General features: G+C 68.5%; 29 protein-coding genes and 2 pseudogenes. 15 read left to right on the forward strand and 16 right to left on the reverse strand.

Annotated features, from left to right (window positions below):
* Window positions 1–228: 228 nt before the first annotated feature.
* The gene (locus ACIBI5_RS46370; RefSeq protein WP_397256991.1) at window positions 229–2181 is read right to left on the reverse strand and encodes a protein kinase; all 1953 of its coding nucleotides are present in this window, start codon (window positions 2179–2181) and stop codon (window positions 229–231) included.
* Window positions 2182–2288: 107 nt separating this feature from the next.
* On the opposite strand from ACIBI5_RS46370, the gene ACIBI5_RS46375 reads away from it, so the two are divergent.
* Window positions 2289–3104 carry an FHA domain-containing protein gene (locus ACIBI5_RS46375; RefSeq protein WP_397256993.1) on the forward strand — a complete coding sequence of 272 codons (816 nt, stop codon included), beginning with the start codon at window positions 2289–2291 and terminating at the stop codon, window positions 3102–3104.
* 340 nt (window positions 3105–3444) lie between these two features.
* On the opposite strand, the pseudogene ACIBI5_RS46380 reads toward ACIBI5_RS46375, so the two are convergent.
* The 5 genes and pseudogenes from ACIBI5_RS46380 to ACIBI5_RS46400 all read right to left on the reverse strand — a co-directional run bounded on the left by ACIBI5_RS46380 (window position 3445) and on the right by ACIBI5_RS46400 (window position 7390).
* Window positions 3445–4891 (reverse strand): annotated as a pseudogene (locus tag ACIBI5_RS46380) (ISL3 family transposase).
* A 67-nt stretch (window positions 4892–4958) separates the two neighbouring features.
* Entirely contained in the window at window positions 4959–5381 is a 423-nt protein-coding gene (locus ACIBI5_RS46385; protein ID WP_397256995.1) for a spore-associated protein A, read from the reverse strand.
* Window positions 5382–5435: 54 nt separating this feature from the next.
* Window positions 5436–6839 carry a hypothetical protein gene (locus tag ACIBI5_RS46390; protein ID WP_397256997.1) on the reverse strand — a complete coding sequence of 468 codons (1404 nt, stop codon included), beginning with the start codon at window positions 6837–6839 and terminating at the stop codon, window positions 5436–5438.
* A gap of 45 nt (window positions 6840–6884) precedes the next feature.
* Window positions 6885–7034, reverse strand: a complete 150-nt coding sequence (locus ACIBI5_RS46395) for a hypothetical protein (protein WP_397256999.1) — start codon at window positions 7032–7034, stop codon at window positions 6885–6887.
* Window positions 7034–7390, reverse strand: a complete 357-nt coding sequence (locus ACIBI5_RS46400) for a hypothetical protein (RefSeq protein WP_397257001.1) — start codon at window positions 7388–7390, stop codon at window positions 7034–7036. The genes ACIBI5_RS46395 and ACIBI5_RS46400 overlap by 1 nt, the downstream gene beginning before the upstream one ends.
* Window positions 7391–7460: 70 nt before the next feature.
* On the opposite strand from ACIBI5_RS46400, the gene ACIBI5_RS46405 reads away from it, so the two are divergent.
* Window positions 7461–8105, forward strand: a complete 645-nt coding sequence (locus ACIBI5_RS46405; protein ID WP_397257003.1) for a TetR/AcrR family transcriptional regulator C-terminal domain-containing protein — start codon at window positions 7461–7463, stop codon at window positions 8103–8105.
* Between the two features lie 600 nt (window positions 8106–8705).
* Here the strand turns inward: ACIBI5_RS46405 and ACIBI5_RS46410 are convergent.
* The 3 genes and pseudogenes from ACIBI5_RS46410 to ACIBI5_RS46420 all read right to left on the reverse strand — a co-directional run.
* Window positions 8706–9449: pseudogene (locus tag ACIBI5_RS46410) on the reverse strand (ISL3 family transposase); the annotation flags it as partial.
* 147 nt (window positions 9450–9596) lie between these two features.
* Window positions 9597–10043 (reverse strand): tyrosine-type recombinase/integrase, encoded by a 447-nt coding sequence (locus tag ACIBI5_RS46415; protein ID WP_397257005.1) that lies wholly within the window; start codon window positions 10041–10043, stop codon window positions 9597–9599.
* 49 nt (window positions 10044–10092) lie between these two features.
* On the reverse strand, window positions 10093–10311 hold the full coding sequence (locus ACIBI5_RS46420; RefSeq protein ID WP_397257007.1) for a hypothetical protein: 219 nt from the start codon (window positions 10309–10311) through the stop codon (window positions 10093–10095).
* A 277-nt stretch (window positions 10312–10588) separates the two neighbouring features.
* Between ACIBI5_RS46420 and ACIBI5_RS46425 the strand changes: the two genes are divergently transcribed.
* Both ACIBI5_RS46425 and ACIBI5_RS46430 read left to right on the forward strand, forming a co-directional pair.
* A complete protein-coding gene (locus tag ACIBI5_RS46425) occupies window positions 10589–10741 on the forward strand; it encodes a hypothetical protein (RefSeq protein ID WP_397257056.1) in 153 nt (50 codons plus the stop codon).
* 315 nt (window positions 10742–11056) lie between these two features.
* Window positions 11057–11698, forward strand: a complete 642-nt coding sequence (locus tag ACIBI5_RS46430; protein ID WP_397257009.1) for a histidine phosphatase family protein — start codon at window positions 11057–11059, stop codon at window positions 11696–11698.
* 116 nt (window positions 11699–11814) lie between these two features.
* Here ACIBI5_RS46430 and ACIBI5_RS46435 read toward each other — a convergent pair whose 3' ends face one another.
* On the reverse strand, window positions 11815–12819 hold the full coding sequence (locus ACIBI5_RS46435; protein WP_397257011.1) for a response regulator transcription factor: 1005 nt from the start codon (window positions 12817–12819) through the stop codon (window positions 11815–11817).
* 253 nt (window positions 12820–13072) lie between these two features.
* Between ACIBI5_RS46435 and ACIBI5_RS46440 the strand changes: the two genes are divergently transcribed.
* Entirely contained in the window at window positions 13073–13576 is a 504-nt protein-coding gene (locus ACIBI5_RS46440; RefSeq protein ID WP_397257013.1) for an RICIN domain-containing protein, read from the forward strand.
* A 57-nt stretch (window positions 13577–13633) separates the two neighbouring features.
* Here the strand turns inward: ACIBI5_RS46440 and ACIBI5_RS46445 are convergent, their stop codons facing one another.
* Both ACIBI5_RS46445 and ACIBI5_RS46450 read right to left on the reverse strand, forming a co-directional pair.
* Entirely contained in the window at window positions 13634–13906 is a 273-nt protein-coding gene (locus ACIBI5_RS46445; RefSeq protein ID WP_397257015.1) for a hypothetical protein, read from the reverse strand.
* A gap of 1 nt (window position 13907) precedes the next feature.
* Window positions 13908–14468: a hypothetical protein gene (locus ACIBI5_RS46450; protein ID WP_397257017.1), complete on the reverse strand. Its 561-nt coding sequence runs from the start codon at window positions 14466–14468 to the stop codon at window positions 13908–13910.
* Window positions 14469–14692: 224 nt separating this feature from the next.
* Between ACIBI5_RS46450 and ACIBI5_RS46455 the strand changes: the two genes are divergently transcribed.
* Complete coding sequence (locus tag ACIBI5_RS46455; RefSeq protein WP_397257019.1) at window positions 14693–15301, forward strand: TetR/AcrR family transcriptional regulator; 609 nt, start codon at window positions 14693–14695, stop codon at window positions 15299–15301.
* 16 nt (window positions 15302–15317) lie between these two features.
* Here the strand turns inward: ACIBI5_RS46455 and ACIBI5_RS46460 are convergent, their stop codons facing one another.
* From ACIBI5_RS46460 to ACIBI5_RS46475, 4 genes are all read right to left on the reverse strand, one after another.
* Window positions 15318–15539 carry a hypothetical protein gene (locus ACIBI5_RS46460; protein WP_397257021.1) on the reverse strand — a complete coding sequence of 74 codons (222 nt, stop codon included), beginning with the start codon at window positions 15537–15539 and terminating at the stop codon, window positions 15318–15320.
* Window positions 15540–15585: 46 nt separating this feature from the next.
* The gene (locus ACIBI5_RS46465; RefSeq protein WP_397257023.1) at window positions 15586–15780 is read right to left on the reverse strand and encodes a hypothetical protein; all 195 of its coding nucleotides are present in this window, start codon (window positions 15778–15780) and stop codon (window positions 15586–15588) included.
* Between the two features lie 255 nt (window positions 15781–16035).
* Window positions 16036–16641, reverse strand: a complete 606-nt coding sequence (locus ACIBI5_RS46470) for a dihydrofolate reductase family protein (RefSeq protein ID WP_397257025.1) — start codon at window positions 16639–16641, stop codon at window positions 16036–16038.
* A gap of 56 nt (window positions 16642–16697) precedes the next feature.
* Window positions 16698–17711 carry an RNA polymerase subunit sigma-70 gene (locus ACIBI5_RS46475; protein ID WP_397257027.1) on the reverse strand — a complete coding sequence of 338 codons (1014 nt, stop codon included), beginning with the start codon at window positions 17709–17711 and terminating at the stop codon, window positions 16698–16700.
* Window positions 17712–17809: 98 nt separating this feature from the next.
* On the opposite strand from ACIBI5_RS46475, the gene ACIBI5_RS46480 reads away from it, so the two are divergent.
* The 9 genes from ACIBI5_RS46480 (at window position 17810) to ACIBI5_RS46520 (ending at window position 24804) form a co-directional block, all read left to right on the forward strand.
* Window positions 17810–18412: a GNAT family N-acetyltransferase gene (locus tag ACIBI5_RS46480; protein ID WP_397257029.1), complete on the forward strand. Its 603-nt coding sequence runs from the start codon at window positions 17810–17812 to the stop codon at window positions 18410–18412.
* Between the two features lie 11 nt (window positions 18413–18423).
* Entirely contained in the window at window positions 18424–19365 is a 942-nt protein-coding gene (locus ACIBI5_RS46485; RefSeq protein ID WP_397257031.1) for a hypothetical protein, read from the forward strand.
* A 105-nt stretch (window positions 19366–19470) separates the two neighbouring features.
* A complete protein-coding gene (locus ACIBI5_RS46490) occupies window positions 19471–19845 on the forward strand; it encodes a BlaI/MecI/CopY family transcriptional regulator (protein WP_397257033.1) in 375 nt (124 codons plus the stop codon).
* Window positions 19842–20798, forward strand: a complete 957-nt coding sequence (locus tag ACIBI5_RS46495; RefSeq protein WP_397257035.1) for a M56 family metallopeptidase — start codon at window positions 19842–19844, stop codon at window positions 20796–20798. Before ACIBI5_RS46490 ends, ACIBI5_RS46495 begins: the two co-directional genes overlap by 4 nt.
* Window positions 20799–21001: 203 nt before the next feature.
* A complete protein-coding gene (locus ACIBI5_RS46500) occupies window positions 21002–21592 on the forward strand; it encodes a PadR family transcriptional regulator (RefSeq protein ID WP_397257037.1) in 591 nt (196 codons plus the stop codon).
* Entirely contained in the window at window positions 21589–23160 is a 1572-nt protein-coding gene (locus tag ACIBI5_RS46505) for an FAD-dependent monooxygenase (protein WP_397257039.1), read from the forward strand. The genes ACIBI5_RS46500 and ACIBI5_RS46505 overlap by 4 nt, the downstream gene beginning before the upstream one ends.
* Window positions 23161–23184: 24 nt before the next feature.
* Window positions 23185–23379 (forward strand): VOC family protein, encoded by a 195-nt coding sequence (locus tag ACIBI5_RS46510; protein ID WP_397257055.1) that lies wholly within the window; start codon window positions 23185–23187, stop codon window positions 23377–23379.
* 133 nt (window positions 23380–23512) lie between these two features.
* Window positions 23513–23854, forward strand: coding sequence for a hypothetical protein (locus tag ACIBI5_RS46515; protein ID WP_397257041.1), 342 nt, complete (start codon window positions 23513–23515; stop codon window positions 23852–23854).
* A gap of 59 nt (window positions 23855–23913) precedes the next feature.
* Window positions 23914–24804 (forward strand): multicopper oxidase family protein, encoded by an 891-nt coding sequence (locus ACIBI5_RS46520; RefSeq protein ID WP_397257043.1) that lies wholly within the window; start codon window positions 23914–23916, stop codon window positions 24802–24804.
* The last annotated feature ends 71 nt before the right edge of the window (window positions 24805–24875 follow it).

Consider the following 24875-nt stretch of genomic DNA (forward strand, 5'->3'; position numbering starts at 1 on the left):
GATCGCCACCGATCGGCACAAAGTAGCGCCACTCGCTCGGGAGGGGTCCCGGCCTGCCCTCCCCCACAACGGACGCGTAGCGAACCGATTCCGCGTGATCTCGATCACCCAACGTGCGGCAACAATCCGCTTCACAGGGTGACGGAGCCCTGTGGCCCGGCTCAACGAATCGGCTGCTGGTCGTCCGCGGGCTGCGCCAGGACCTTCAGGAGTGATCGAGTTGCCGCTTCACGACCTGGTGGGGGTAACGGTGAAGTACGGCGCGAGGTCGAGCTCGTCCGGAGATTCCAGCAGCCTTCGCAGCAGCCTGCCGTCGAACGCCACCACGCGAACTTCGTCGTGGGCGCCGTTGTCGTTCTCCCAGCAGTACAGATGCGACTCGTCGAACCAGCCGAGTACCTTGTCGCAGTCGGAGGAGAACCTGCGTACCTGCTTGCCGGTGCTGGCGTCCCAGAGACAGTGATCGCTGTCGTCGTCACCCGGGCAGGCGGTCACGAAGGTCTTGCCCGAGGGTGAGAAGAGGTCGACGGTGCCGGACGCCAGCGGCCCCACTCCAGGCAGGTCACGTGTGTGTTTGCCGGCGGCGTCGAAGAAGCGCAGCCCCTTGTTCTTGCCATCGACGATGACGACGCCCTGTTCGGCGCCGTCCCAGCCGAAGTTGTTGTCGCCGAGCGAGGCGTCCGCCACCCTGACCACCCGGACCTTGCTCTGGAACACGTCGTTCCTGTCCACGTCGACGATGGCGAACCCCAAGGTGACCCAGCGCTCCTTGTCCCGCTTGTCGGTGATCTTCTTGTTGAGGTTCAGGAGGATCTTCGAGCCGTCCTTCGACCAGGCGCGGATGCTGGTGTCCTGCGGTTTGGGCAGGGTTTTGATCCGGAAACTCGAGTCTGTCCGCCGGTCGGTGAGAAGGATCGAGTCGTAGCCGTCCGCGGTGTAGTCGTCCGGCCTTCCCGCGAGATAGCGGCCGTTGGGGGACACCAGCGACTCCATGTTGCCCGCGTACCTGTCGAACTTCCCCCGCAGCGACTGCCTGGCATAGTTGACGTCCTTGTCGAGCTTCTTGTCGTAGACGTCGTATGCGGTCAGTGCGATGGGGTCGGATGGGCTCTCCTGGAGCGTGATCGGCCCGCCGGGCAACGTGGTCGGCGAGGGTGTCGCCTGCTGCGACGCGGTCGCGGACCTTGCGGCGGTCGGCGAGGCTGCGGGCGTACTCGTCCGCGGCCGGCCGGGCAGCGCTATCGCGGTCACCACAGCGGCCGTGGCGATCAGGGCCGCGGCGGCGAGGAGCGGCCCGCGTGCGGTCCTGCCACGGCCGGCGGGCGGGGCGGGGTCCCGCGCGGCCTGCCTGGTTCCCGCCACGAGCGGGTCGGTGCCGGGCTCCGGATTCCGGAGCAGGTGCGTTATGACGTCCATGGCCGTTGGCCGGCTTCCCGGCTCCCTGGCCAGGCACTGCTGCACCAGTTCGGCCAGCCGTCCGTCGAGCGAGCCCAGCTCGGGCCGATCGCTGAGGATCCGGTGCATCACGGCAGGTGTTCCGTCATTGCCGAACGGCGCCTGCCCGCAGGAGGCGAAGACCATCGTGCCGGCCCAGGAGAACAGGTCGGCCGACGATCCGAGCCCGAGCCCCATGATCTGCTCGGGCGCCATATACGCGGGTGTCCCGATCTGCGTACTGCTTGTCATGGTGGCCGGGCCGAGCGTGCGCGCGATGCCGAAGTCGATCACGCGCGGGCCGCCGGCGCCCATGATGACGTTGCCGGGTTTGAAGTCCCGGTGCACCACGCCGGCTTCGTGGATCGCGGCGAGCGCGGTGGCGGTGCCGATGGCCAGCCGCTCCAGGTCGCCGCTGGTGAGCGGGCCGTCCTCCCTGACGGTCTGTTCCAGCGACCGGCCCTCGACATACTCGCTGGTGATGTACGGCCGGCCGTCCTCGACACCCGTGCTGAGCACGGCCGCGGTACAGAACGTCGCCACCCGCTGGGAGAGCGCCGCCTCCTGCATGAAGCGGGCCACGCTCTCCTCGTCCAACCGGTGCAGCCATTTGATGGCCACGTGCGCGCCCATGGGCGTCCTGGCAAGAAAGACGACGCCCTGCCCGCCTTGGCCTAACCTGCCGAGGAGTTTCAGGCCACCCAATTTCTCAGGGTCGCCGGGTGCCAACGGCGTGAAATTAGCCATGCGGTCATTGTGTTGCCAAGGAGCGGATCTACCGCAACCTTACTGAGCGGCGACTGCCCTCGAACTTCCCTCTGTCAGCGATGCCGGGCTCGTGGAAAGATCGGGGCATGGCGTCGATGAAACGCGGCCCCCTCAGCAAGGTGGAACTTCTGCCGGCGGAGCCCGGCGACCTCATCGGCCAGCTGCCTCCCGCCGTACCGGGCACCCTGTACGTCCAGGGAACCAAAGGCGGGATCCGCGTCGCGCCGGACGCCGGCATCGATGTGGTGTTCGGGCGTTGTGAGCCGGACGTGCACGTGTGCGTGGGCCCCGACGACCCCTACGTCAGCCGACAGCACGGCATCATCACCTACGAGAACGCGCGATGGGTCCTGTGCAACGTCGGCAACCTGCCCATCCGCCTTCCAGGTGAGCGTCTGGTGCTCACCGGGCACCGCGTGCCGCTGCCGCTGGCGTACACACCGCTGTTCATCGTTGCCCCCCGGCAAGACCACTTACTTGAAGTGCGCATCGTCATGACGGCATCGAGCCCGGCGCCGCAGGTCCGCCAGGAGACCGACACCCGCAGCCCGAGCGGATGGCCCCTGAGTCCCGTCGAGCGCCTGGTCCTGGTCTGCCTGGGTCAGCGATACCTCCGGCCTGAGCCCTGGCCGCAGCCACTGACCTGGGCCCAGGTCGCCGACGAGCTCAGCCACCTCCGCCCCGCGGAACAGTGGACCACCAAACGAGCCGCCCACATCGTCTCCCAAACGCGCCAGCGGCTCAGCGCCAACGTGCCCGGACTCCTGGAAGAGGAGATCCCTCCGCCTCTGGGCAACACCCTCAACCACAACCTGATCACCACGCTGCTGGTCTCCGGCACGATCGGCCCATCCGACCTCCTGCTCCTCGACGAATCCTGTGCCGCGTCAGAAGATGCTTGAGCTGCAATAACCCGAGGGTCCATGGTCCTCGATCGTCGTTCGGGTAACCCCGGTCAGGAACCACCGCTCGACCTGGTGCTGACCGCCCAACGCCGCGAAGGCGCCCAGATCCGCAGCGAGAAGGGCGGCCGCCCCCTCGCCCAACCCGGTGATCGTTTCCGGTCACAGCACCAGACGGTGACGTTGTCGCGGCGCGAGCCGTACGGGCCGACCAGCGGAGCACTTCGGCGCCGTCTGCGGAGCCTGCGGTGCGGAGGGCCGCGACGGTCTGTGAGCGTCGCTATGTGGGGGTCTGTCTAGATCTTGGCTCTGTCGCAGAAACGGTGGTGACAGAAGGTGATCACCCAAGAAGGATGCGATGACGGAGCAGAGTGAACCCTGCCCTGCCGTACATCTGGCGCTTGATCAGTTTCGTTTTCGTGTTGACGCCCTCGGTTCCGCCATGGTGATACGGGAGGGTGAGCCCGGCGTAAACGGCGGCGCGGTCTTGGTCGAGGCCGGTGCAGAAGCTGTGCAGGTGGGGCAGGTCCGCCTCGCGGACCACGGTGATCCATGAGTCGAGGAGTTCGGTGTTCTCCGGGTCGGGCTTGAGCAGGGCGGCGAAGTCTCGCACGGCAGTAGCCAGGGTGGTCATCTGCGTGCAGCCGGCGCTGAGTTGCACAGCCGGCTCACGGTCGGCGTTCTGGAGCTGGTCGGGGTTGCTGAGCAGCAGCCGGGTGACGCGGCGGGCGGAAATCGCGGGCCGATCAGCCTCGGCCCGGCCCTGGTTGATGTAGCGGTAGAGCAGGTTCTGGCTGCCGGTATAGCCCAGTTCCTTGATCTCGGCCAGGAGCGTCTGTACCGGGACGGCCGGGTCCTGTTCGCGCCGGGCGCGAAGGTGGTCGCGGTAGGGGCCGACCACGGTGGGGCGGTACTGCGGGGCGCGCCGCATGCGCTCGGGCTCGCCGGCCCGCGCGTAGCGCTTAACCGTGTTCAGCGACCATTGCAGGCGGCGGGCGGTCTCCAGCAGGCCGACCCCGGCATCGACCAGGTCATGGACCCGCCTCCACCGTTCTAATGTGGTAGCCGCGCGACTGCCCGCCTGCAGCGGTGGCCCGTGCTTGGCCCAGCACGAGCTGTGGGCGCCGACCTCCTTGCGTACCGCCTCGCCCAGGCCATTCCACAGGTGCCAGCGATCACTGACCTGCACCGCGTCCGGAAGCGCGTCACGGATGGCCTGAGCGTAGGTCGTCGAGCCGTCCCGGCACACGATCTCCACCCCGCGATGGGCACGCAGCCAGGCGGCCAGGGTCTCGGCCTTGCGACCCGACAGCACGTCGATGCGCTGATTCGTCTCGACATGGCAGCGCCGGCAGCATGCGCAGCGCCGTGAACCGCGTGACCGGGATGGCCATGACCTGCAAGGTCCGCGCGGCGGCCCGTCCGGCCAACTCCTTGATCACAGCTGTGATCTGCGTGGCCAAGCGGACGGTCCGGCGCTGATAGCGACGCAGCAGGCCGGGAATCTGTTCGCGAAAGGTTCGCCGGCAGCCTGGCGTTGGGCCCACCAGCCGGCGCACGCGCACCACGAGCACGACAGGTCGGGCGTCGACCGAGACGTCGGTGACGATCCGCTGGTGGTAGCCGTGCACGCTCCTCGTTGCAGTGCCACAGTCCGGGCAGGAGCTCGGGTCATCCGGGGTCCGTACCCGTCGCCGTATCCGGTCGCCCTCGTCGACCACGTCCTGGACGATCAGCGGCGACAACCCTGCAAACACCGTGCTCACGGGCACTGTGGCATCGATCATCGCTCACGGTGACACGTGCAGACGATCAGTCACCACCGTTTCTGCGACAGAGCCGTCCCCGTGGTGGTCAGCCGCAGTGCACATTGTTGAGTGTGCGGGTCGTGTAGCCCGGTACGGTTCCGGCGACGTCGATGCATTGGCCGGGCGCGGAGACGTACACCGGGCCGGCGTAGTGCGTGTAGTAACCGGCATCGGTGTGGTCCCCGCTGCCGTCGCCTCTGGAGATCGAGACTCGCTTCCAGCTCATGGTGTTGGCGTACTGACCGTAGCCGTAGGTCAGTGCGCAGTTCCTTCCGGCGCTGGAGCTGTAGTGCACCTCCAGGGTGCCCGTACGGGTCCCGTCCTCGTGGGAGATGCCGTAGACGCCGACCCTGGTGTAGCCGCTGCCGCAGGGGCCGGCGGCGCCGGCCGGGGCGGTACTCACGACCAGTGAGGTGGCGGCTGCCAGGGCGGTGCCGGCCAGGAGGGCCGCCAGCTTACGTGTGTTCACGAGGAGTCCTTTCGAAGGTCGTTGTCGTGATCGGGATGGCGTTGGTGGTGCGCTCTACCCTTTGGCCACGGTCCCGGCGATCCCTTCATGGGCGTCCCAGATGTCGGTGACGTAGGCCCTGCAGGGGGTGAAGACGTTGCCGTTCCCCCCGCCGCCGGTCAGGATGCCCTTGGCGATGATGTTGCCGCGGGAGTTGTGGACGTACACGGGTGCTCCCGAGTCGCCGGCTCTGACGCATTTGCCGGTTTTGGCGGCGCGGAGCACGTTCCGGGCGACCGCGCCGCCGGAGTATTTGACGTTCATGCGGAGGCGATTCACTGTCCATCCGCACAGTTCGCCGCCGAATGCGCCGCCGACGCAGAACTTGTCGTTCTTCTTCGTCCGCCGAGTCACCATGGACTCGACGACCCGCCAGTTCCCGGAGTTGCTGTTGCCGACGTAGATTCTCGCCAGAGAGCTGAGGCCGCGCATCACGTCGATCAGGGCGAGGTCACCGCGGTATCGGCCGCGGACCTTGATGCTTCCCTTCGCGTTGTCGTAATTGTCATAGGTCACCTGGCCGATCCGCTGGCCGCCGCCGCTGAATGCCGGTACATCCCAGACGGTGCAGTGCCCGGCGGTGAGCATGCCGTGGGTGTTGCCGTCGCGCCAGGCGAAACCCGTGGTGCAGGCGCCGACGCGGGTGGTGAAGGAGGCACCGCCGAAGAAGGGGCTGGTGTCGTTGTGCCGGGCCATGGGCTCGGTGGGACCGGGGTCGTCGATGACCAGGAGGGCGACGACGTCGCTGCCGTAGCGGGCGGCGAGTGCGGTGCGTAAGGCGCCGGTGGCCGCGGTGGTCTCCACGATCACCCGGCCGGACTCGGGGTCGAGTCCGGCGGAGTGGATCTTGTCGGCGTCGGGTAACTCGGCTGGTGCGAGCTCGACGATCTCGTCGGAGATGTCCTGCAGACGCGCCCAGGTGTGGGAGACCACCGTGGTCTTGGGGATCCATTCCAGAGCGCCTTCGGCCACGAGCGCGCGTGGCTGGGCGGGGTCCTTCGGCGGCTCGTCCACGGTCGTGCCGAGCGGCTGTGCGCCGTCCTTGGGATGTTCGGCGTGAGGAGGGGGGACGGCAGACGGATCGTCGGTGCCTTCCTCCGGGGCCTGGCTCGCGGGTGGCACCGCGATCGGCTGTACGGCCTCGCCTTGAGCCTGCGCGGTGACGACGGGGATGTACAGCGCGCCGGTTCGGTCCACGTACGGCTGGGCGTAGACGGCGGGATTGCCCAACGCTCTGGCCTCGGCCTCACGTAGTGCGTAGGTCTGCTGGAAGGTGAGGTCGGGATCGTCGGCGAACGGGTCCGTGGGCAGCACGTCCACGGGGGCGGGCCCACCTGCCGCCGCTGGCGTGCCGAGCAGGAGCGCAGGGGTCAGCGCGGCGCTGAGGAGTGCGGAGCGCAGGGGGAAGGATGGACGCAAGAGAGCCTCCGGTTCACGTGCTCTGATGGCCGTTTGGTGCGGCGGTCACGCTCGTCCGGCAGGCGTGTCCTCAGTGCCCTGCCGGGCGGCCTCATGACGCGGGCGGCGCGTGACCCGCGCTGCCCCGCGATCGCCTTTCATGAACTTGCGGCGGAGGAACAGGGTCAGCGCGAAGAGCCCGGCGAGCAGCCACATCACTCCCCCTCGGTGAGCATGTGGCGGGCCCAGTTCCGCGCCTTGGCCGGGTCACGGGTCGCGAACGTCGGGCAGCCCCACAATCTGTCGGCCGACCGCAGCGCCTTCTCGGGAGATTCGCCGTCAAGGACGAAGGCCAGGCCACGGCACCATTGACGTAGACCCGGCCGTATCCGCATGAGCATGCGGACCCGCGTCAGCGCCTCCTGCCCGCGCGGGGCGGGCCCGGCCATGGTCATGTTCACCACGGCGGTGAAGGGTGTCTGCCGCTGTGTGGCCGACCGCAGTGTCGCGGTGAGCGAGGCCGGGTCCTCGGTACGTACTTCGAGGAGCGGCCATTGATCCCAGTTCTCCATGCAGCGACCTCCATTTAGGTTAGCCTTACTTAAACACTTGCGGACACTGTCCGCAAGTAGCATGGGCAATGTGACGGATCGTCGGCCATGGGGCAGCCTGGAGAGGGCACAGATCGTCGAGGCCGCGATCGGGCTCGTGCGCGAGGAGGGTGTGGAGGCGCTCACCATCCGCCGCCTGGCCGCCGAGGTGGGCGCGTCCCGGATGGCGCTCTACCGGCATGTGGCGGACAAGGACGCGCTGCTCGACCTGGTCGCCGACGAGGTCGCCACCCAGGTGATCCGGGAGGAGGCGTTGCGCGGCCCGTGGCAGGAGCGGCTGCGTCGGCTCGCTCACAGCATGCGTACCGTGCTGAGCGAGCATCCCGGCCTCGTCGACCGCGTGATGAGCCGCGCGAACGCCGGACCGGGCGGGCTGCGTATCGCCGACACGATCGCGGACGTTCTCCTTGCGGCGGGCCTCGACGTCCAGGCCGCAGCCCGCCACTACCTGATCTTCGTGGACTTCGTGTTCGGACGGGTGCGGCGCGAGTTCCACGGCGACCCGACCGCGCCCGAACGCAACGCCGAGCTGTTCGCGGCCGCGGAGGCGAGCCCGGAGGCGAACCGGCTGAAGGCCCTGCTGCCCAGCCTGCGCTCGCTGACACCCGATCAGATATTCGACGCGGAACTGGACATGATCATCGGCGCGATCCGCGAGGCCGCTCACCCGAAGTGACGAACTCCGACGCCACGCGCAACGTTCCCCACCGGGGGGCCGCAAGCCTTTCGGCAGGCGGATCACTGCCCGATGCTGGGCAGCGGCGGCGCATGCGCGACCCGCGATCAGCCAAAGACCATCGGAACCCACACTGGTGTGCGGTGGCGGCCGGTTCTATGGCCTTGGCGGATTCGTCACCCTGCCGAAGTGGGCCGACATCCTGGACCGGCACTTCCCAGTTGTCGGCGATTGACCTAGGTGCCCAAAGCGCCGTCAACCGCTCGGGCCGCAGACTCGTTCCAGACTGGCTTGGTGGTTCAGAGCAGCGAATCGAGGGTCAGCGGTCGGCGTTCATATGGAGACAGCCGGTGCGGACGATCAGCCCGGACAGAGCTGAGAACCTGGGCATCCCCGTGCCCATCTCCTTCTCAGCCCCTCGCCGTCCTGCGCCTTGATAGCTCCTTCTGTACCACTTCATCTGCTCATACGGTCTCGCCGCAGGCAGTGAGCGTTTTTCATCCGACTTCGCGGGCCTGAAGAACGAGGATGGCTTTGACGAGTTGACCTGTGAGGGGCCCAGCTCTTTCCGGACAGCCAGGTTGTGGGCGTAGCCTACGCAGCTACCTGGGATGAATCGTGCGCGCCGACCTCCTTGCGCACCGCCTCGCCCAGGCCGTTCCACAGATGCCAGCGATCACTGACCTGCACTGCATCCGGCAGGGCATCACGGATGGCATGGGCGTATGTGGTTGAGCCGTCCCGGCACACGAGCTCCACCCCGGGATGAGCACGCAGCCAGGCGGCCAGGGTCTCGGCCTTGCGGCCGGGCAGCACATCGATGCGCTGATTCGTTTCGATGTCGATCAAGATCGTGGCATAGGAGGCACCCTTGCGCAGAGAGAAATCATCCACGCCCAGGACCCGCGGCACGCCCGCGAGTGGGAACGGCAGCGCCAGTAGCATGCGCAGCGCCGTGAACCGCGTGACCGCGACGGCCATGACCTGCAAGGTACGCGCGGCGGCCCGCCCGGCCAACTCCTTGATCACCGCTGCGATCTGCGCGGCCAAGCGGACGGTCCGGCGCTGACAGCGCCGCAGCAGCCCGGGAATCTGCTCGCGGAAGGTCCACCGACAGCCCGGGGTCGGGCACACCAGCCGACGCACCCGCATCACGAGCACGACGGGTCGAGCGTCCACCGAGACATCGGCGACGATCCGCCGGTGGTAGCCGTGCACCCGGCTCGTCGACGTGCCACAGTCCGGACAGCAACCCGGGTCATCCGGGGTTCGCATCCGTAACCGTATCCGCCCACCCTCGTCGACCACGTCATGGACGATCAGCGGCGACAACCCTGCAAACACCGCGCTCACAAGCATCCTGGCATCGATCATCGCTCACAGTGACACATTCGGACGATCAGCCACCACCGTTTCTGCGACAGAGCCAAGATTTCTACGGTCCCCCAGCGATGGCCCCCACCAGTTCGGGCAGGAGCCATCGTCATGCGTTTAAGCCGCTCTGGTCAGAGCCTGGTTGATCACCGAGGCAGCCCTGATGCTCTGGGTTGGCACCAGATGGAAGTAGTACCGATAGGTCGTCTGAATATTGACGTGCCCGAGCCACATCCCTACCGTCGCCAGGTCAACGCCACCTAGAACGGCGTGCGTGGCGAAAGAGTGGCGGAGACAGTGCGGGTCGATCATCTCGCAGCCGGTCCTCGCCCGCGCGAGATTGAAGTACCGGGTGAAGTTCGTCCGCGTAATGGGGCGCTCCGGCCCTCGCCGGCCAGGAAACCACATGCCTTCGTCGCCGTATGTACGCACGTGCCTGTCGATCTCGTCGCTTGCGGGGCCGCGGGAGATCGCGGAAGTCGCCCTCCTTCTTGTACTTGAGTGGCGCGAACTTGGAGCGGGGTGTCCATTGACGATCCAGCCGGAAGTGCTTGTCTCGCACACCTACCGCTACCAGCAAGCGCTTCGCCTTCCCGCGCGCCGACGCCGGCCATCAGGAAGACGGCCAGCCTGAAGCGCGGATCTGTTCGATATCGCCGGTGTTGACCTCGGCGTCCTCCAGTTCACGTTTCCACAGACGCATGTCGGATTCGTTGACGATCTTGACGAGCTGGTTGCCCCAGCGCGGAATGATGTAGTTGTTATCTTTCCGCGATACCCGCTTATCGTACTGTCCGCGAGCTCGCCATTTTCGATGCGCTTCTCCAGCCACGCCAGCGCGTATTCCGCTACGCTGACGCCGCCCTTCTTCAAGTAGCCAGGGACAGCGTCGCGTCGCCGCTTGGCGTCGTCAACGGCGGCCTGGTGATCAAGCGCCTCTCCCGTTGTGTGCCGTGCTCATCCTGGTACTGTAGGCGCCACTAACATTTACAGCTGCTGGTGCCATGCGGGCATGCCGAGCCGTCGCCTTGCACTTTTCGAATGGTGCCTCGGCCTCCTTGGGCCATGGGTTTCTCCCTACAAATCGGGCTCGTGATCATGGGTTTTTCATGGGGATAATCTCACCGATTCTGCGTTTATCAGGCAAAATAGCGAATTGGTGGAACTTCTACTCGATGTACAACCTGGCCCAGGGCTACGCGGCCGACGGCATGACGGCGTACGTCGAACTGCAGGAGGCCGAGTTCGCCGCCGCCCACTGATCCGTCGCGCGGCTTGTCGTTTCTCTTCGTTACGGCAAGCCGCCCCAGCCCCATCCGCCGTACGGGGCTGGGGACATTCCAGGGACACGGTCGTCCACCTCACCGGCTCACCGCCGCGACGACCGCACAGCTCGCCGGACGCCGTGGCAACACGCGTACACCGGCGGACAAAGGGCCGTGCCGGGCCGCCACCGGGCACGGCCCTTTTCTCTTGGCGGCCAACGGCTCCTGAACCTGACCACCAAGGGCCGCTGACACCCCCAGCCCGATGAGGCATGTGCGTCGCTCCTGTGAATCGCTCTTAAGATCACTCGTATGCGCACCATTCACGTCGTCACTCATCCGGAGGCGACGCACCACGTCGAGAGGGTCGTCGGCGGCTGGCACGATTCGCAGCTGACGCCGGCCGGCCTCCGCGCGGCGGCCTCCATCGCCCAGGCACTGCGGGCCGAGATTCCGGACGGCGTCGAGGTGGAGCTGTTCTCCTCGGACCTGCTGCGCACCCGGCAAACGGCCGAGAAGATCGCCGAGCTGTTCGGCGTGAAACCCATCCTGGATCACCGACTGCGGGAGAAGTCCTACGGAGTGGCGGGGGGCAGGCCGCAGGAGTGGCTGGATCAGCGATTCGTCCCGCCGCCGGCCGTCGGCGAGCGGTTGGAACATGACGAGGGTGTGGAGGGCGCCGAGACCAAGGCGGCGTTGGCGCAGCGCATCTACACGGCCATGGACGAGGTCTTGCAGCGCCCCTGCGAGCACCAGATCATCGTGACGCACGGTGGCTCCCTGACGTTCGTGGTGGCGTCGTGGATCAAGATGCCGATCGGGGCGGTCGGCCATGCCAGTTTCCGTGCGCCTTCCGGCAGCATCACCACGCTGCGCGAAGACGACTTCTTCCACAACCGCCAGGTCGTCAGCCTCGGTGACACGCGCCACCTCGACTCCGGCAAAGCCGGCTGACCTCTGCCCGGCCCGCCTCGACGGCCGGTGAGGTGCTCCCGCTGGGCACAGGGCCTCACCAAGACCGTCCGCCGCCGCTCCAGCAGCACCGTCACCTTGTCGTGGGAGGCGGTCGGTCAGGGGATGAGGGCGGCGAGAAGTTCGTCGCGGCCGGTGGCTCCGGTCTTGCGGTGAATCGCTTTGAGGAAGTCGCTCACGGTGTGCGTCGACAACTCCAGACGACGTGCGATCTGCTTGCGCGACAGCCCGTCGCGCAGATGCGCCAGCACCTGGCGTTCGCGCCGGGTGAGCTCGTACCAGTCGCCGAAGCACGTGAGCAGGTGCTCGCCCGCAGCCGCTTGAATGATGATCGCCACGTCCTGGCTGCCGTCGTCCAACGGTGCGGCCTGGCACACCATCCAATGGCCGTACCCGGCGGAAGGGCCCACACACAGCGGGCGGGGGTTGTGAGGGTCGCGAGCGTGTTCGCGCGCTCTGATCGCCATACCAGCCATGAACGGCTCGCTGGTCCAGCTCGGATTGGGCTGACGTTCCCGGATCATGTCCAGCCAGGCGCGTGCCGGGGGCGTGGCCGTACGGATCGTGTGGTCGCCGCCGACGATGAAGACACCGGGTGCCGGCGCCGCGGACTGCGAGGCCAACGGCCCTGCCTTGACATAGCCGCGGATGGCCATCAGCAGGGCTGGGGTCAGGCATGCGGCCCGCTGTACGTCCCGGTCGTCGAAGGGTGGGCGATCCTGGCCGCGCAGGAGGTCCAGCGTGCCCCAGATGCCACGCGCGTCTCGCAGCAGCAACCGCAGCTGGCTGCCCACGCCGTGGGCGGCCAACGGGTGCCGGGCCGGCTCGAAGCGCCGATCGCTGCCGCCCATCGCCCCTGCCGGGATCGGCAATCGGGCCAGATCCTCGATCGGGAAGGGCTCCGCACCGGCGAAATAGTCGAGCAGCCACGGGCGGCCGAGGCCGGGCTCGACGCCGTGCCAGAAGCTGAACGAACCCACGTCGGAGGTCGGGCTGGCGCCCACCATCCGCAGCGCGTCATGGGCGACGACGGGCGCCACCACGTGTGAGACCGCCTCGCCCAGTTCCCCGGCGGTGGCGTGCCGGCGTGCGTGTGCGAACAACTCCCCTACCAGAGAACGGCTCTTGGCCATCGCAAACCCCCGAGGACGCCACTGCGTTCAGCATGAGCCTTGACGCTCCGCCCGGCCATGCGTTTTCCCGCTATCCCCGGATCCGGGGATGGCCGGCTCCCGGCGCATGGGTGATGGTCATAGCGCACAGCGAACAGGAACGTTCGGTTCGCTCGGTCAGTCCTGGACAGCCTCGATCGGCGCACCGGTATCAAGCACCGACGACCCACATCGGAGGAATCCCGTGAGCGGAACACGAAGCATCACCATTCTGGCCGCAGCCCTGACTGCTGCCGGCGCGCTGGCCGCCTCGGGGGCGGCGGCCGACTCACGACACCAGCAGACCGGCCGGGCGGTCGGCTTCGTCCTCACCACGGAGAACCTCAACAACTACTGCCTGGAGATCCGTGCCGCCAATACCGGTGACGGCGCCGCCGTACACATGTCCGACTGCATTGGCACCAACAACCAACGCTGGCGGTTCGTCGGCCAAGCCCTCGTGAGCGACCTCAACGGCAAATGCCTGGACGTCCAAGACGGCAACATCTACAACGGCGCCGGCATCAACATGTGGACCTGTCACGGCGGAGCCCCACAGCAGTGGTCATGGAACGGAAAGCAACTGCGCAACCCCAGGTCCAGCAGATGCCTGACCATCGTCGAGTCCAACCCCCACAAGGGAGCCGCGCTCATCATCCGCGACTGCGACAACACTCTCCCACCCCACCAGCAATGGCGCGCCGCGTGATGGATCGTTCGCGACTATCAGCCGCCATTCCCGGCGGACGTAGACCATGTCACGTGATCATGTGACTGGGCCGCACAGCCAGCTGCGGATCCAGGCGACATCGATGGCGCCCTGGTAGATGCGCTCGCGCTGGTCGTCGCGAGTAGCCGCGGCGTGGTGCCGGCGGAGCCTGCCGACCCAGCGATCGGATAACCCTCGGGCAGCCGGCGTACCGGCCGGGCGGGACGATCCGGGCGCGCAACCATCCAGGATCCACTTGCCGTACAGCCCACTCCGCACCACCCGATCGGGCCGGCCCCCGATCACGACGTCGTCGGTGCTGCCGTCCATGTCAGTTTCCCTTCGCGGCGCGGCCGAGGCGGAAGGCCGAGATGAGGAAGAAGATGCCGCCGGGGATGGCGTAGCCGGCCGCGTTGATCAGCGTCGGGTTGGCCGCGGAAGCACCGAGGAGGAAAGATCCGCCGGCGAGGACGGAGATGCCGCCGCTGATGATCATCGGCCACTGGCCGCCCATCTTGCGGCGGGTGACCCCCACGATCAGCTGGACCAGCCCGGCCACGACCGCCCAGGCACCCCACACGCGCAGCACCGCCGGGATACCGGACGTGCAGGCGAGGGCCACGCCGATGGCGGCGATCAGGCTGACCGCGACGTTCACGTACAGCAGGGCGGGTGATCCGGTGGTGCGCGACGCGCGGGCGTCGATGACGGCGGCGGCCACGTCGAACAGCGGGTAGAGCACGAGCAGAGTGACGGCGAGCGGACCCAGGTTCGCGGCGGTCGTGAACATCGCGAGGGCCCAGACGATGGCGAACGCGAACCGGACGAAGTACAGCCGCCGCAGCACGGACGCGGTCCCGGAAATGCCGGGCGAAGCAGCGATGGAGCTCATGACGATCCTTTCAGAGTTCGAGTGACGAGGAGATCGCCTCGCTCGATCCGGGCCGACTTCACGAAGTACGGAAAGTCCGAGACCACCCGCGGCCGGTGGGTAGGTAACGACGACGAGCCAGATGAGCCACCGGAACAAACAAGACAGAACGTTCTATCTCGCATAGCCTGCAATCTTCTGTGGCAACTGTCAAGACGGAACGTTCTACCTACTAGGGTGGTCCCATGCGCAGCCAATCCGAAGGCCGGCCGTCCGAAGCGCGGTCCCGGCTGCTCGGCACGGCCACCCGGCTCTTCTACGCGGAGGGCATCCACGCCGTCGGCATCGATCGCATCGTCGCCGAAGCGCAGGTGACGCGGGCCACCCTCTACCGGCACTTCCCGGGCAAGGAAGACCTTGTCCTCGCCTACCTGAACGAGGTTGACCGGGCCATGCGTGGCCAGGCGGACAACGCCGTGGCCGCCGGGCTACCGGCCGCCGGCACCATCCGGGCCCTCAGCACGTCCATCGCCCACAGCATCCAGTCCCCAGGCTTTCGGGGATGCGCCTTCCTCAACGCGGCCGCCGAGTATCCCGACCCCGAGTCCCCGGTACGCCAGGCCGTGCTCGCCCACCGCCAATGGTTCCTGGAAACCGTCACGGAACTGCTGACCAAGATCCAGGAGACCGGCGCCGAGCCGGCCGCCCGCCACTTCGTGATGATGCGCGACGGCGCCATGGCCGCCGGCTGCCTGTTCGACCCGGCGCTGATCTGCGAGACCTTCCTGCATGGAGTCGAACGGCTCCTGCAGGTGTATGCCGCCACCGATTACAGCGGATCGGCGGGCGCCTGAAGCCGCGGGCATCCGCTCAGGAATGAAGCGAGTCCGGCCAGGTGGCAGGACTCGCCGCGCTGGCCGCCGCCCGACAGATCCATCTAACGAACCGTGACGGCGAAGGCGGCGCGGCGGGGATCGCATATTGGTCGAGCAGGCCGCTGACGACGCCGCGGCAGGCGTGCGCGAGGGTGACCGGGGCGGGCTGGTCTTTGGGCTGGGTGGCGGCGGTGATGTCGGCGGCGAGCGCCGTCATGCGGGCGGCCAGGGGCTCGGCGGGGGCGTGCACGAACGAGGCGCGGTCAGCGCGTGGCGTCTCCGGTGCCGGAGGAGAAGGCTCGCCGGTAGTGTTCGGCCGCCTGGGCCATGTCCGAGCTGAGCAGCTGGAAGAACCGGCTCGCGGTCCGGAGCCGGATGCTGGCCGGGCTGTGGGCGCCGAGGACGTCGGCGCCCTCCTCGATGGTGTCGGCCCCCAGCTGCACGGCCCAGTCGAACACCGCCGGATCCAGCTGCGCAGGGTCCGGGCCCTTCGGCCGCCGCCGCGACCCTCACCGCCATCACCACGATCACCGCCGTCACCACGATCATCGGCATCACGGCGATCTTCATCACCCGCACCGCCCTCACCCGCACCCCCGCCACGCACCGCGCCCGCATCATCGCCGCCGTCGCCATCGCCGTCGTCGCCGACCTGATCCGCGCCACACGCGGCCGATGAAACGCCAGCCTCAGGACGTCGCGAGGAGCATGCCTCACCCCGCCCCCATCGGCCGGGCACTGCTGGCGACGCCGTACCGGATCAGGACGAGCTGGGAGTACGGCAGCGGCCTGGCGTCCAGGAGGCGAAGGGACACCGGCGCGGGCAGTTCGAAGGCCGGAGTGCCGCCGCCGAGGACCTTGGGGCCGATCATCAGGTGCAGCTCGTCGACGAGGCCGTGCGCGAGCAGGTCGTTCCAGAGCACGTGGCTGCCGAAGATCAGGATGTCCCGGCCTGGCGACCGCCTGAGCCCGGCCACCGCCTCATGGGCGGCGCCGCGCCCGACGATGCGCGTGTCGTGCCAGGGCGCGGTCCGCTCCGGCGTCAGGCTGTCGGAGACGACGACCTTGTCCATGGCGTTGATCAGCCGCGACATCTCCCGCAGGCCGGCAGGGGCCGTGGGATCGTCGGCGACTCCCGGCCAGTAGGCGTTCGCCCCTTCATACGTGAGGCGTCCCAGCACAAGGGTGTCGGCGGCCCGCAGCCGTTCGGCGTTGTACTCGTCGAAGGCGTCCTCCTCCGGCATCGCCAGGAAGTCCTTGCCGGGCCCTTCGAAGTAGCCGTCCGGGGTGACGATGTTGGTCACGATGACTTTGCGCATGGGGCTCTCCCGTGGTGTCGGTTGTCAGGAGTGCAGAGACGAAAGCCGCCGCTAACTCATCGCTCCTCGGGCGAAATTTCTGGCGGAAGTCTGAAATGGCGGTGCAGCAGCGGGTCGAGGAACCCGGCGATCTCGACGATCCTCCCCTCCCGCAGGCTCAGCACCATGATCACGGCCAGCGGGAACACGGGACCGCCAGGGGTCCGCTGGTAGCAGGCGAAACCGAGCTGACCGTTGGCCCCGATCGGGCGCAGCCTCCAGTCGAACGCGAACACGCGCTCCGCCAGGAAGCGGCGGACGTTCTTCCGCCCGTCGAACCAGGCGGGCAGCGGCGGCATGGTGAACCGCGCGTCCTCCGCCAGCAGGGCCACGAGCCCGTCCACGTCCGCTCGCTCCCACGCGGACATGAACGAGGCCACCAGCTCCCGCCGCCCGCCCGCGCCGAGCGCGTCCAGTTCCTCACGCTGGCTGACCACGGGCACCCGCTTGCGCATGGTTCGCCCCGCCCGCTGCAGCGCGCTGTTGACCGAGGCCACCGACGTGTCCAGCAGCCCGGCCACCTCCGCCGCGGAGAACCCCAGCACCTCCCGCAGAATGAGCACCGCCCGCTGTGTACCGGGCAACCGCTGCAACGCCGCCACGAACGCCAGCTCGACACCCTCCCGCCGCAGATAGCTGCCGGCCGGTCCCGCCTCATCCGACGCCAGATCGTCCGGCCACGGCTCCATCCACACCGGCCCGCCCACGAACGTCCCGAGATCGTCGGTACGGCCGCGCGCCGCCTCCCGATCCGCCGACGTGACCCGCGGCCCGCGCTTGCCGCTCAACCGCAGGCAGGTGTTGGTGCTGATCCGATAGAGCCAGGTACGCAACGAGCTCCGCCCCTCGAACCCCGCCAGCCCACGCCAGGCGTTGAGCAGCGACTCCTGCACCGCGTCCTCCGCGTCGTGCGGCGAGCCGAGCATCCGATAGCAGTGCGCGGCCAGTTCACCCCGATAGACCAGCACCAGACGCTCGAACGCGCTCTCGTCACCCGCGCGGGCCCGTTCCAGCAACACGTCCTCATCCATGCGCAAAGGCTAGAACCACGACTTCCAGGTTCCACATCTACTATGGATCATCGTAGCTGAGGTAGTTTGTGGCCATGCCTCCACCCGTGCTGCGCGTTATGGAACTGCGTGACGTACCCGACGTCGTGCGCCTGCACCGAGCCGACCTGTCCCAGGGATTCTTCGTGGAGCTGGGCGAGCGGTTCCTCACCCGCTACTACCGCACCTTCCTGACGAGCCCCGCCGCGGTGGCGTTGATCGCCGAACTCGGTGACGAGCTCGCCGGGTTCCTGGTGGGCTGTACCGACGTCCGCGTCCATCGGCGACATGTCGTCAAGCTGGAGCGCTGGCGGCTCGCGCGCGCGGGCGCCGCGTCCTTGCTGCTGCGACCGGATCTGACGGCCAGGTTCGTGCGTACCCGGGCACAGCGCTACGCCCGCGGCATCCGTGCGGCAGACACCACCGAGGGGACGGCCCGCCGCACGGGCGTGCTCAACCACATCGCCGTCCACCGGGCGCTGCGCCGCCGCCGCGTGGGCAGCGCGCTGGTGTCCGGTTTCGTGGACATCGCCAAGGTCCACGGCGTCGAGCAGCTCGTTCTGCAGGCGGAGCAGGGCAACGAGGCCGCTCATCGCCTCTATGCCGACCTCGGCTGGAAACGAGGAGCGCCGGTGCGGGACACGGAAGGTAAGGCGTGGACTCCCTTCGCCCTGGACCTGTGAGCAGGGTTCTGGTGAGCTCGCTCCTCATGATGGCGCTGGCGGGCTGCGGGCCGGCCGTACCCACGCAAGGGGCGGGCGCGACGCCGGCTCCCCCGCTCGCCCCCGCGACGGCGACGCGGGCTCCCGTCCTTCCGCGCTCGATGCCGTTCACGGTGAACGCGGACGAGCCCGCCCGGCCGGTCAAACGCGCCGCCGTCGCCTACCTTGAGGCGCTGTTCACCTTTGGCGCCGGCGAAGGGTCGCTCGCGGCCGGCCGCGAGCGCATGGCCGCGCTGAAGCTGCCCGCCGGTCCCGTCACCCGTGCCGCCGGCCTGCTCGACGACGACGCGGCGGGCGCGATCCAGGTGGTCTATCCGCAGCTGGGCGGCCTCACGGCCGATCGCGCCTCGATCATGGCCGTCGTACGGCTGTCGCGGCGACGCGGTGCCGAGCTGGTCACCAGGACGCGGACCGTCGACGTCCGGCTGGCGAAGCGAGCCGAGGGCTGGACCGTCACCGGCCTGGCGTCTCTCGGCGGCACGGCGCCCAGAGACGCCACGAGCGGCACGCCGGCCAGGAGGGTGCTGGCGAGCGGCAGGATCGTGCTGCCCGACAGCGCCCGCTGGGACGTTCAGGCCGGGCGCATCGACGATCGGGTCCTGCGGATGTTGCTGCGCCTGTCACGTGAACATCGGATCTCCGTGGCGGTGCTGGCCAGCGGGCATCCGGCGAAGGTGTTCGGCAGCATGTCGACGAGCAACCACACCCGCGGCCGGGCCGTGGACATCTGGGCGATCGACGGCCGGCGCGTGGCCGCCCACGCGCGCGGCAAGGGCCCCAACCCCGCTCGCACGCTCATGGAGAGGGCCATCAGATACGGCGCGGACGAGGTGGGCGGCCCCTGGGCGTTCCGCGGAGCCTTCACCAACACGGTGCACCAGGATCACCTGCACATCGGCTTCAAGCGCCCATGACCTGATCACCTCACGCACCTTGCGCGACCGCCCGTCCGTACCGTCTTCCCCTCCTAACTACGACTATAGATAGTATTAAGGTTCGCGAGCAGGAAGGACGGTCGCATGGTGCGTTCTCTGGGAGACCTGGAGTCCACGATCATGGATCTCCTGTGGTCGTCTCGCCGGCCCACCTCGGTCCGGGACGTGCTCGAGGTCCTCCGCGCCGAGCGGGCGATCGCCTACACGACCGTGATGACGGTGATGGACAAGCTCCACACCAAGGGCCTGCTCAAACGCAAACCGGCCGGCAAGGCCTACTTGTACGACGTGGTGGCCACCAAGGAGGCGTACATCGCCGGTCTCATGCGCGAGACGCTGGCGGGCAGCGGCAACCACGCCGCCACCCTGGTGCACTTCCTGGAACAGCTGAGCCCAGAGGAGGCCACGGCCCTGGAGTCGGCGCTCCAGGTGTTCCCCCCGAGGAGCCACCGCTCGTGATCGTCGTCGCCATCCTGGCGGTGTACGCCCTCGCCGCCGCCGTACTGCTCCCCCGGCTGCTGACCCGGGCGCGCTGGTCGGAACGCGCCCCGCGCCTGGCGATCGCCATGTGGCTGGCCGCGTGCAGTTCCGTCGTCGCCTCCGCCGTCATGGGCGGCCTGGCCGCGGCCATACCCGCCGACGCCATCGGCCATGGCCTGGCCGGCCTGTTCGAAGCGTGCGCCGCGCTCCTCGCGACAGGGTTCGGCACGGCCCCTTCCTCGTGGGGAGCCCGCGCGGCCCTTCTCCTCAGCGCACTGATCGTGGCCAGGACCACATACTGCCTGTCCGCCGTACTCTTCACCGCTCGCCGCGAACGCGCGCGGCACGCCGCGATGCTGAGCCTCGTCGGCCGGCACGACGGAGACCTCGGCGCGATCGTCCTCGACCACGGCGAACGGCTGGTCTACTGCCTGCCCGGCCGCCAGGGCAAGACCGTCATCACGACCGGCGCGCTCCGATCCCTGGCCCCCGCGCACGTCGCCGCCGTCCTCGCCCACGAGCGGGCCCACCTGCGAGGGCGGCACCACCTGGTACTCGCCGTCGCGCAGGCCTTCGCCCGCGCCTGCCCTCGGGTGCCGCTGTTCGCCAGGGCCAGGAGCGAGGTCGTCCGGCTGATCGAGTTGCTCGCCGACGACGTGGCGGCGCGCCACCACCCCCGCGCTCACATCGCCGCCGCCCTGGTCGGCCTGGCCACCGGCCGCATTCCCGCGTTCGCGCTCGGCGCGGGAGGCGAGACCGCGCTGACCCGGGTACGCCGCATGCTCAACCCGGCCGTCCCTCTGCACCGCCGGGAGAAGCTGGCGGGGATGGCCGCCGTCGCCGCTTTACTGGCCGGCCCCACCGCCCTGGCCGCCGTCCCCGGCCTGAGTTCCTTCGTGGCGCACCACTGCCACACACTCTCGCTCCTCTGATCCATGATCTTGAACGACAAGTCGTCGGCAGTGGGGGTGGCGATGAACTCCTCGAACGACCAGGCGGCATCGCCGGACAACTCGTAGGCCTCGCCTTCGTGGCCGGGCGTGCTGAGCGCGACGAGTTGATTAGTCATAATCTAACTAGTAATGTCATGACTATGAAAGCGACGGAACGACGCTCAGCGCTCGGGTTGGTCGTCTTGGCGGCACTCCTCGAGGAGCCGATGCACGCCTACCGCATCCACGCGCTCATCAAGGCCCGCGGCAAGGATCGGCTCGTCAACGTTCGCGGCCGGGCGAGCATCTACCAGGCCATCGATCGGCTACAACGACTCGGGCTCATCGCCGTTCGCGAGAGCGGCAGCGTCGACAAGCGGCCCGAACGCAGGGTCTACGAGATCACCGAGCAGGGCCGCGAGACCGCCGGCCACTGGCTGAAGGAGATGCTCACCGAGACCGGCAACGAGTTCCCGCAATTCCTCGTCGGCGTCTCCTTCCTCACCGTGCTCACTCCCGAAGAAGTCCAACAGGAGCTGACCAGACGCGCCGAACGCCTGCGAACAGAACTCGACGCGCTCGACGCGGCGTTCCAGCAGGCCGGCGACGTTCCCCGCGTCTTCATGCTCGAAGAGGAGCTCCGCCGCGCGAGCGTCAGGACCGAACTCGGCTGGCTCGGGTCCGTGCTCGACGACCTGCGTACCCGGCGCATCAGCTGGAACGACCAGTGGCTGAGGGAAATCGCGGCCAAGTACAACTACCAGATCGACGATCGGGAGGGGCCCGAGACATGACCACCACCCACGAGCACGTACCCGTTCTCATCGTCGGGGGCGGCCTCGTCGGCCTGGCCACCTCGATGTTCCTGTCCCGGCACGGCGTGCGCCATCTGCTCGTCGACAAGCACCCCGAGGTCACATTGCAGGGCCGAGCGCGGGGCATCAACCCACGCACGATGGAGATCTACCGCGCCTTCGGAGTCGCCGACGCCGTGAACGAGGCGGGCACGCCGTTCGCGAACGATGCCGGCGGCGTGCGCTGTGAGACCGTGGCCGGTGAGTGGCACTGGCTGTTCCCGCCGGAGCTGCCGCGCGCATGGCCCGAGCACACGGCCGGAACGTTCAACCTGGCCGACCAGAACGCCGTCGAGCCGGTCCTCATCGAGGCTGCTCAGCACAACGGCGCCGAGCAGCGCTTCGAGACCGAGCTGACCGCCTTCGAGCAGGACGACGACGGCGTCACCGCCACGATCCGGGACCGGAAGGCCAGCGAAACAAGGACACTCCGCGCCGACTACATGGTGGCAGCCGACGGGCGGCGGAGCCCGATCCGGGAACAGCTCGATATCGCCAAACCTCTCCAAGGGCAGACGCTGAACTTCGTCAGCGCCATCTTCGAGGCCGACCTCGACCAGATCATCGAGCGGCGCGCGATCCTGTGGCTCATCGTGAACGAGAAGATCGGCGTCACCCTTCTCGCCACGACCGCCCAGCACGGCCGCTGGGGGCTCAGCATCGGCTACGACCCGGCCACGCAGACGCCTGACGACTTCACCGCGGAGCGCTGCGCCGAGATCATCCACGGTGCCCTCGGCCGCGATGACATCCCCGTCGTCGTGGAGGACGTGACCCCGTGGACGCAGGAAGTGTCGGTCGCCGAGACGTTCCGGCAGGGGCGTGTCTTCCTCGCCGGCGACGCCGCGCACACCTGGTCGCCTGCCGGCGGCATCGGCGCCAACACCGGCGTCCAGGATGGCCACAACCTCGCCTGGAAGCTCGCCGCGGTGCTGAACGGCTCCGCCGCGCCCGCCCTGCTGGACAGCTACGAGCCCGAACGCCGGCCGATCGCCCAGACCCTTGCCGAACTCACCGAGTTGCGGCAGGCCAGGCGCTCCGGCCACAACCCGGAGCATGACGAGATCGACGACCTCCACTGGGCGCTCGGCCAGCGCTACACCTCGCCGGCGGTGCTCGGCGCGCGGTACGACGCCGTGTTCGGCGACGTCCTCGACCTGCGCGGCCAGCCCGGTACGCGGGCACCGCACCTGTGGCTGGAGCGGGACGGCGAGCGCATCGCGGTGCACGACCTGTTCGCCCACTCGTTCGTGCTGCTCACCGGCGCAGGCGGCAAGGCCTGGCTGGAGGCCGCGGACAACGTCGAGGTGTACCGCATCGGTGCGGCGGGCGGGAACGTGGAGCTGGTGGACGTCGAGTCGGAGTTCGCCCACCGGTACGGCCTGGGAACCGACGGCGCGGTGCTGGTTCGGCCGGACGGCTACGTGGCCTGGCGCGCCGAGCCCGGCACCACCGACCCAGCCGGCGCCCTCCGCGATGCCCTCGCCACGATCCTCGGCCAGTCATAGCGAGCACGAACTCAGCCGGGACGTATCCGCCGGTCGAGTCTTCGGCGGGCTCGATTGAGCGTGGCCGTGGAGGATGTCGATGGCCTGCTGGAGCGAGTCGAGGCGGCCGGTGGACGCGTACTCGGCCCGCCGACCGACATGCCGTGGGGGCGGCGCGTGGCCCACATCCACGACCCCGGCGGAAACACGGTCAACCTGACCCAAGAGTCGGCGCGATAGTTCCAGACGTGTGGGGTCGAGAGACTCGAAACGGGCCATCTCGGCGCCAGGCATCGCCGCCCCTACCTTCCAAGCGATCAAGGCCTCGCGGCTTAACTACTATGATGCGTAGTTGATCAGGTAGCCTGAGGTCATGGAGCGAGCTCGTCCGGCGGTCCTGCGCCTGATGATGCTCGTCGTCCTGGCCCTCGGCATCCTGGCGATGCACTCGCTGGGTCACCCGCAGGGACATGACATGGCACCGGCCATGAGTCACGCCTCCGCGCAGACCCCACCCGCCGACCCGGCCCCGGACGACGGCTGGATCTGCCTGGCGCTTCTCGGCGCGGCCGGAAGCCCGATACTGACCCTGTCCGCCCTGGGGACCGCCCCCGGCGCGCTCGTCCCGCGGCGCCCATGGACGACCATCCGGCCGAGACGGCTCCGTGGGCCGCCTCTCGTCTCACCTCGGCGAACAGCCGTGCTCCTGATCTAGATCGTCCGGGCTTCCGACGATTCCCTTCAAGCACGATCTCGCAGGTGAGGCGACACACCATGAACATCGATCGACGTACCCTGCTCAAAACCGGCATCGGACTGCTGGGCGGGGCCGCTCTCACGGCCTGCGCGCCGCCCGCCCCGGCCTTCGTCGGACCGGCGGACGCGCGGGTGCGCGCCGCGGAACAGGCCCGCCGGCCCGGCAGGATCCGTGACTTCCGGCTGACCGCCGCCGAAAGCCAGATAGATCTTGGCGGGACGGTTGTCCGCACCTGGGCCTACGACGGACGTGTACCCGGCCACCCGATGCGCGTCACGGCGGGCGAGGTGGTCCGCGCGCGCCTGGCCAACCGGCTGGCGGCCGACACGACCATCCACTGGCACGGCCTGGCCCTGCGCAACGACGCGGATGGCGTGCCAAGGGTGACCCAGGCTCCCGTCAAGGCCGCCACCGAGTACACCTACGCGTTCACCGCCGCCCATCCCGGCACGTACTGGTTCCATCCTCATTCCGGCACCCAGCTGGATCGCGGCCTGTACGCGCCGCTCATCGTCGAGGATCCGAACGAGCCACTCGGCTACGACGACGAATGGGTGGTCGTCCTGGATGACTGGCTGGACGGCGTCACCGGCTCACCGGAAGACGTCCTCGCCGAACTGTCGCGCGGCATGAGCATGCCGGGCATGGACCATGGAGACATGACGCCAGGCCCCTCATCCACCGGAATGGGCGAGCACATGCTGATGGGCGCGACGAGCCCGTTGCTCGGCGGCGACGCGGGGGACGTTCGCTATCCGCACTTCCTGGTCAACGGCCGCGTACCCGCCGAACCGCAGACCTACCGCGCCAAGCCGGGCACCCGGCTGCGCATCCGGCTGATCAACGCCGGTGGCGACACCGCGTTCCGTGTGGCTCTGACCGGTCACCGGCTGACAGAGATGATGTAGGTGAGCACCTCCCGCCGAGGTCTGACCCACCGACTGACTGACTTCGGGTCTTCAACGGGATCTGTCGGCTT

Origin of the sequence: Nonomuraea sp. NPDC050540, assembly GCF_044457485.1 — a bacterium.
GTDB lineage: Bacteria > Actinomycetota > Actinomycetes > Streptosporangiales > Streptosporangiaceae > Nonomuraea.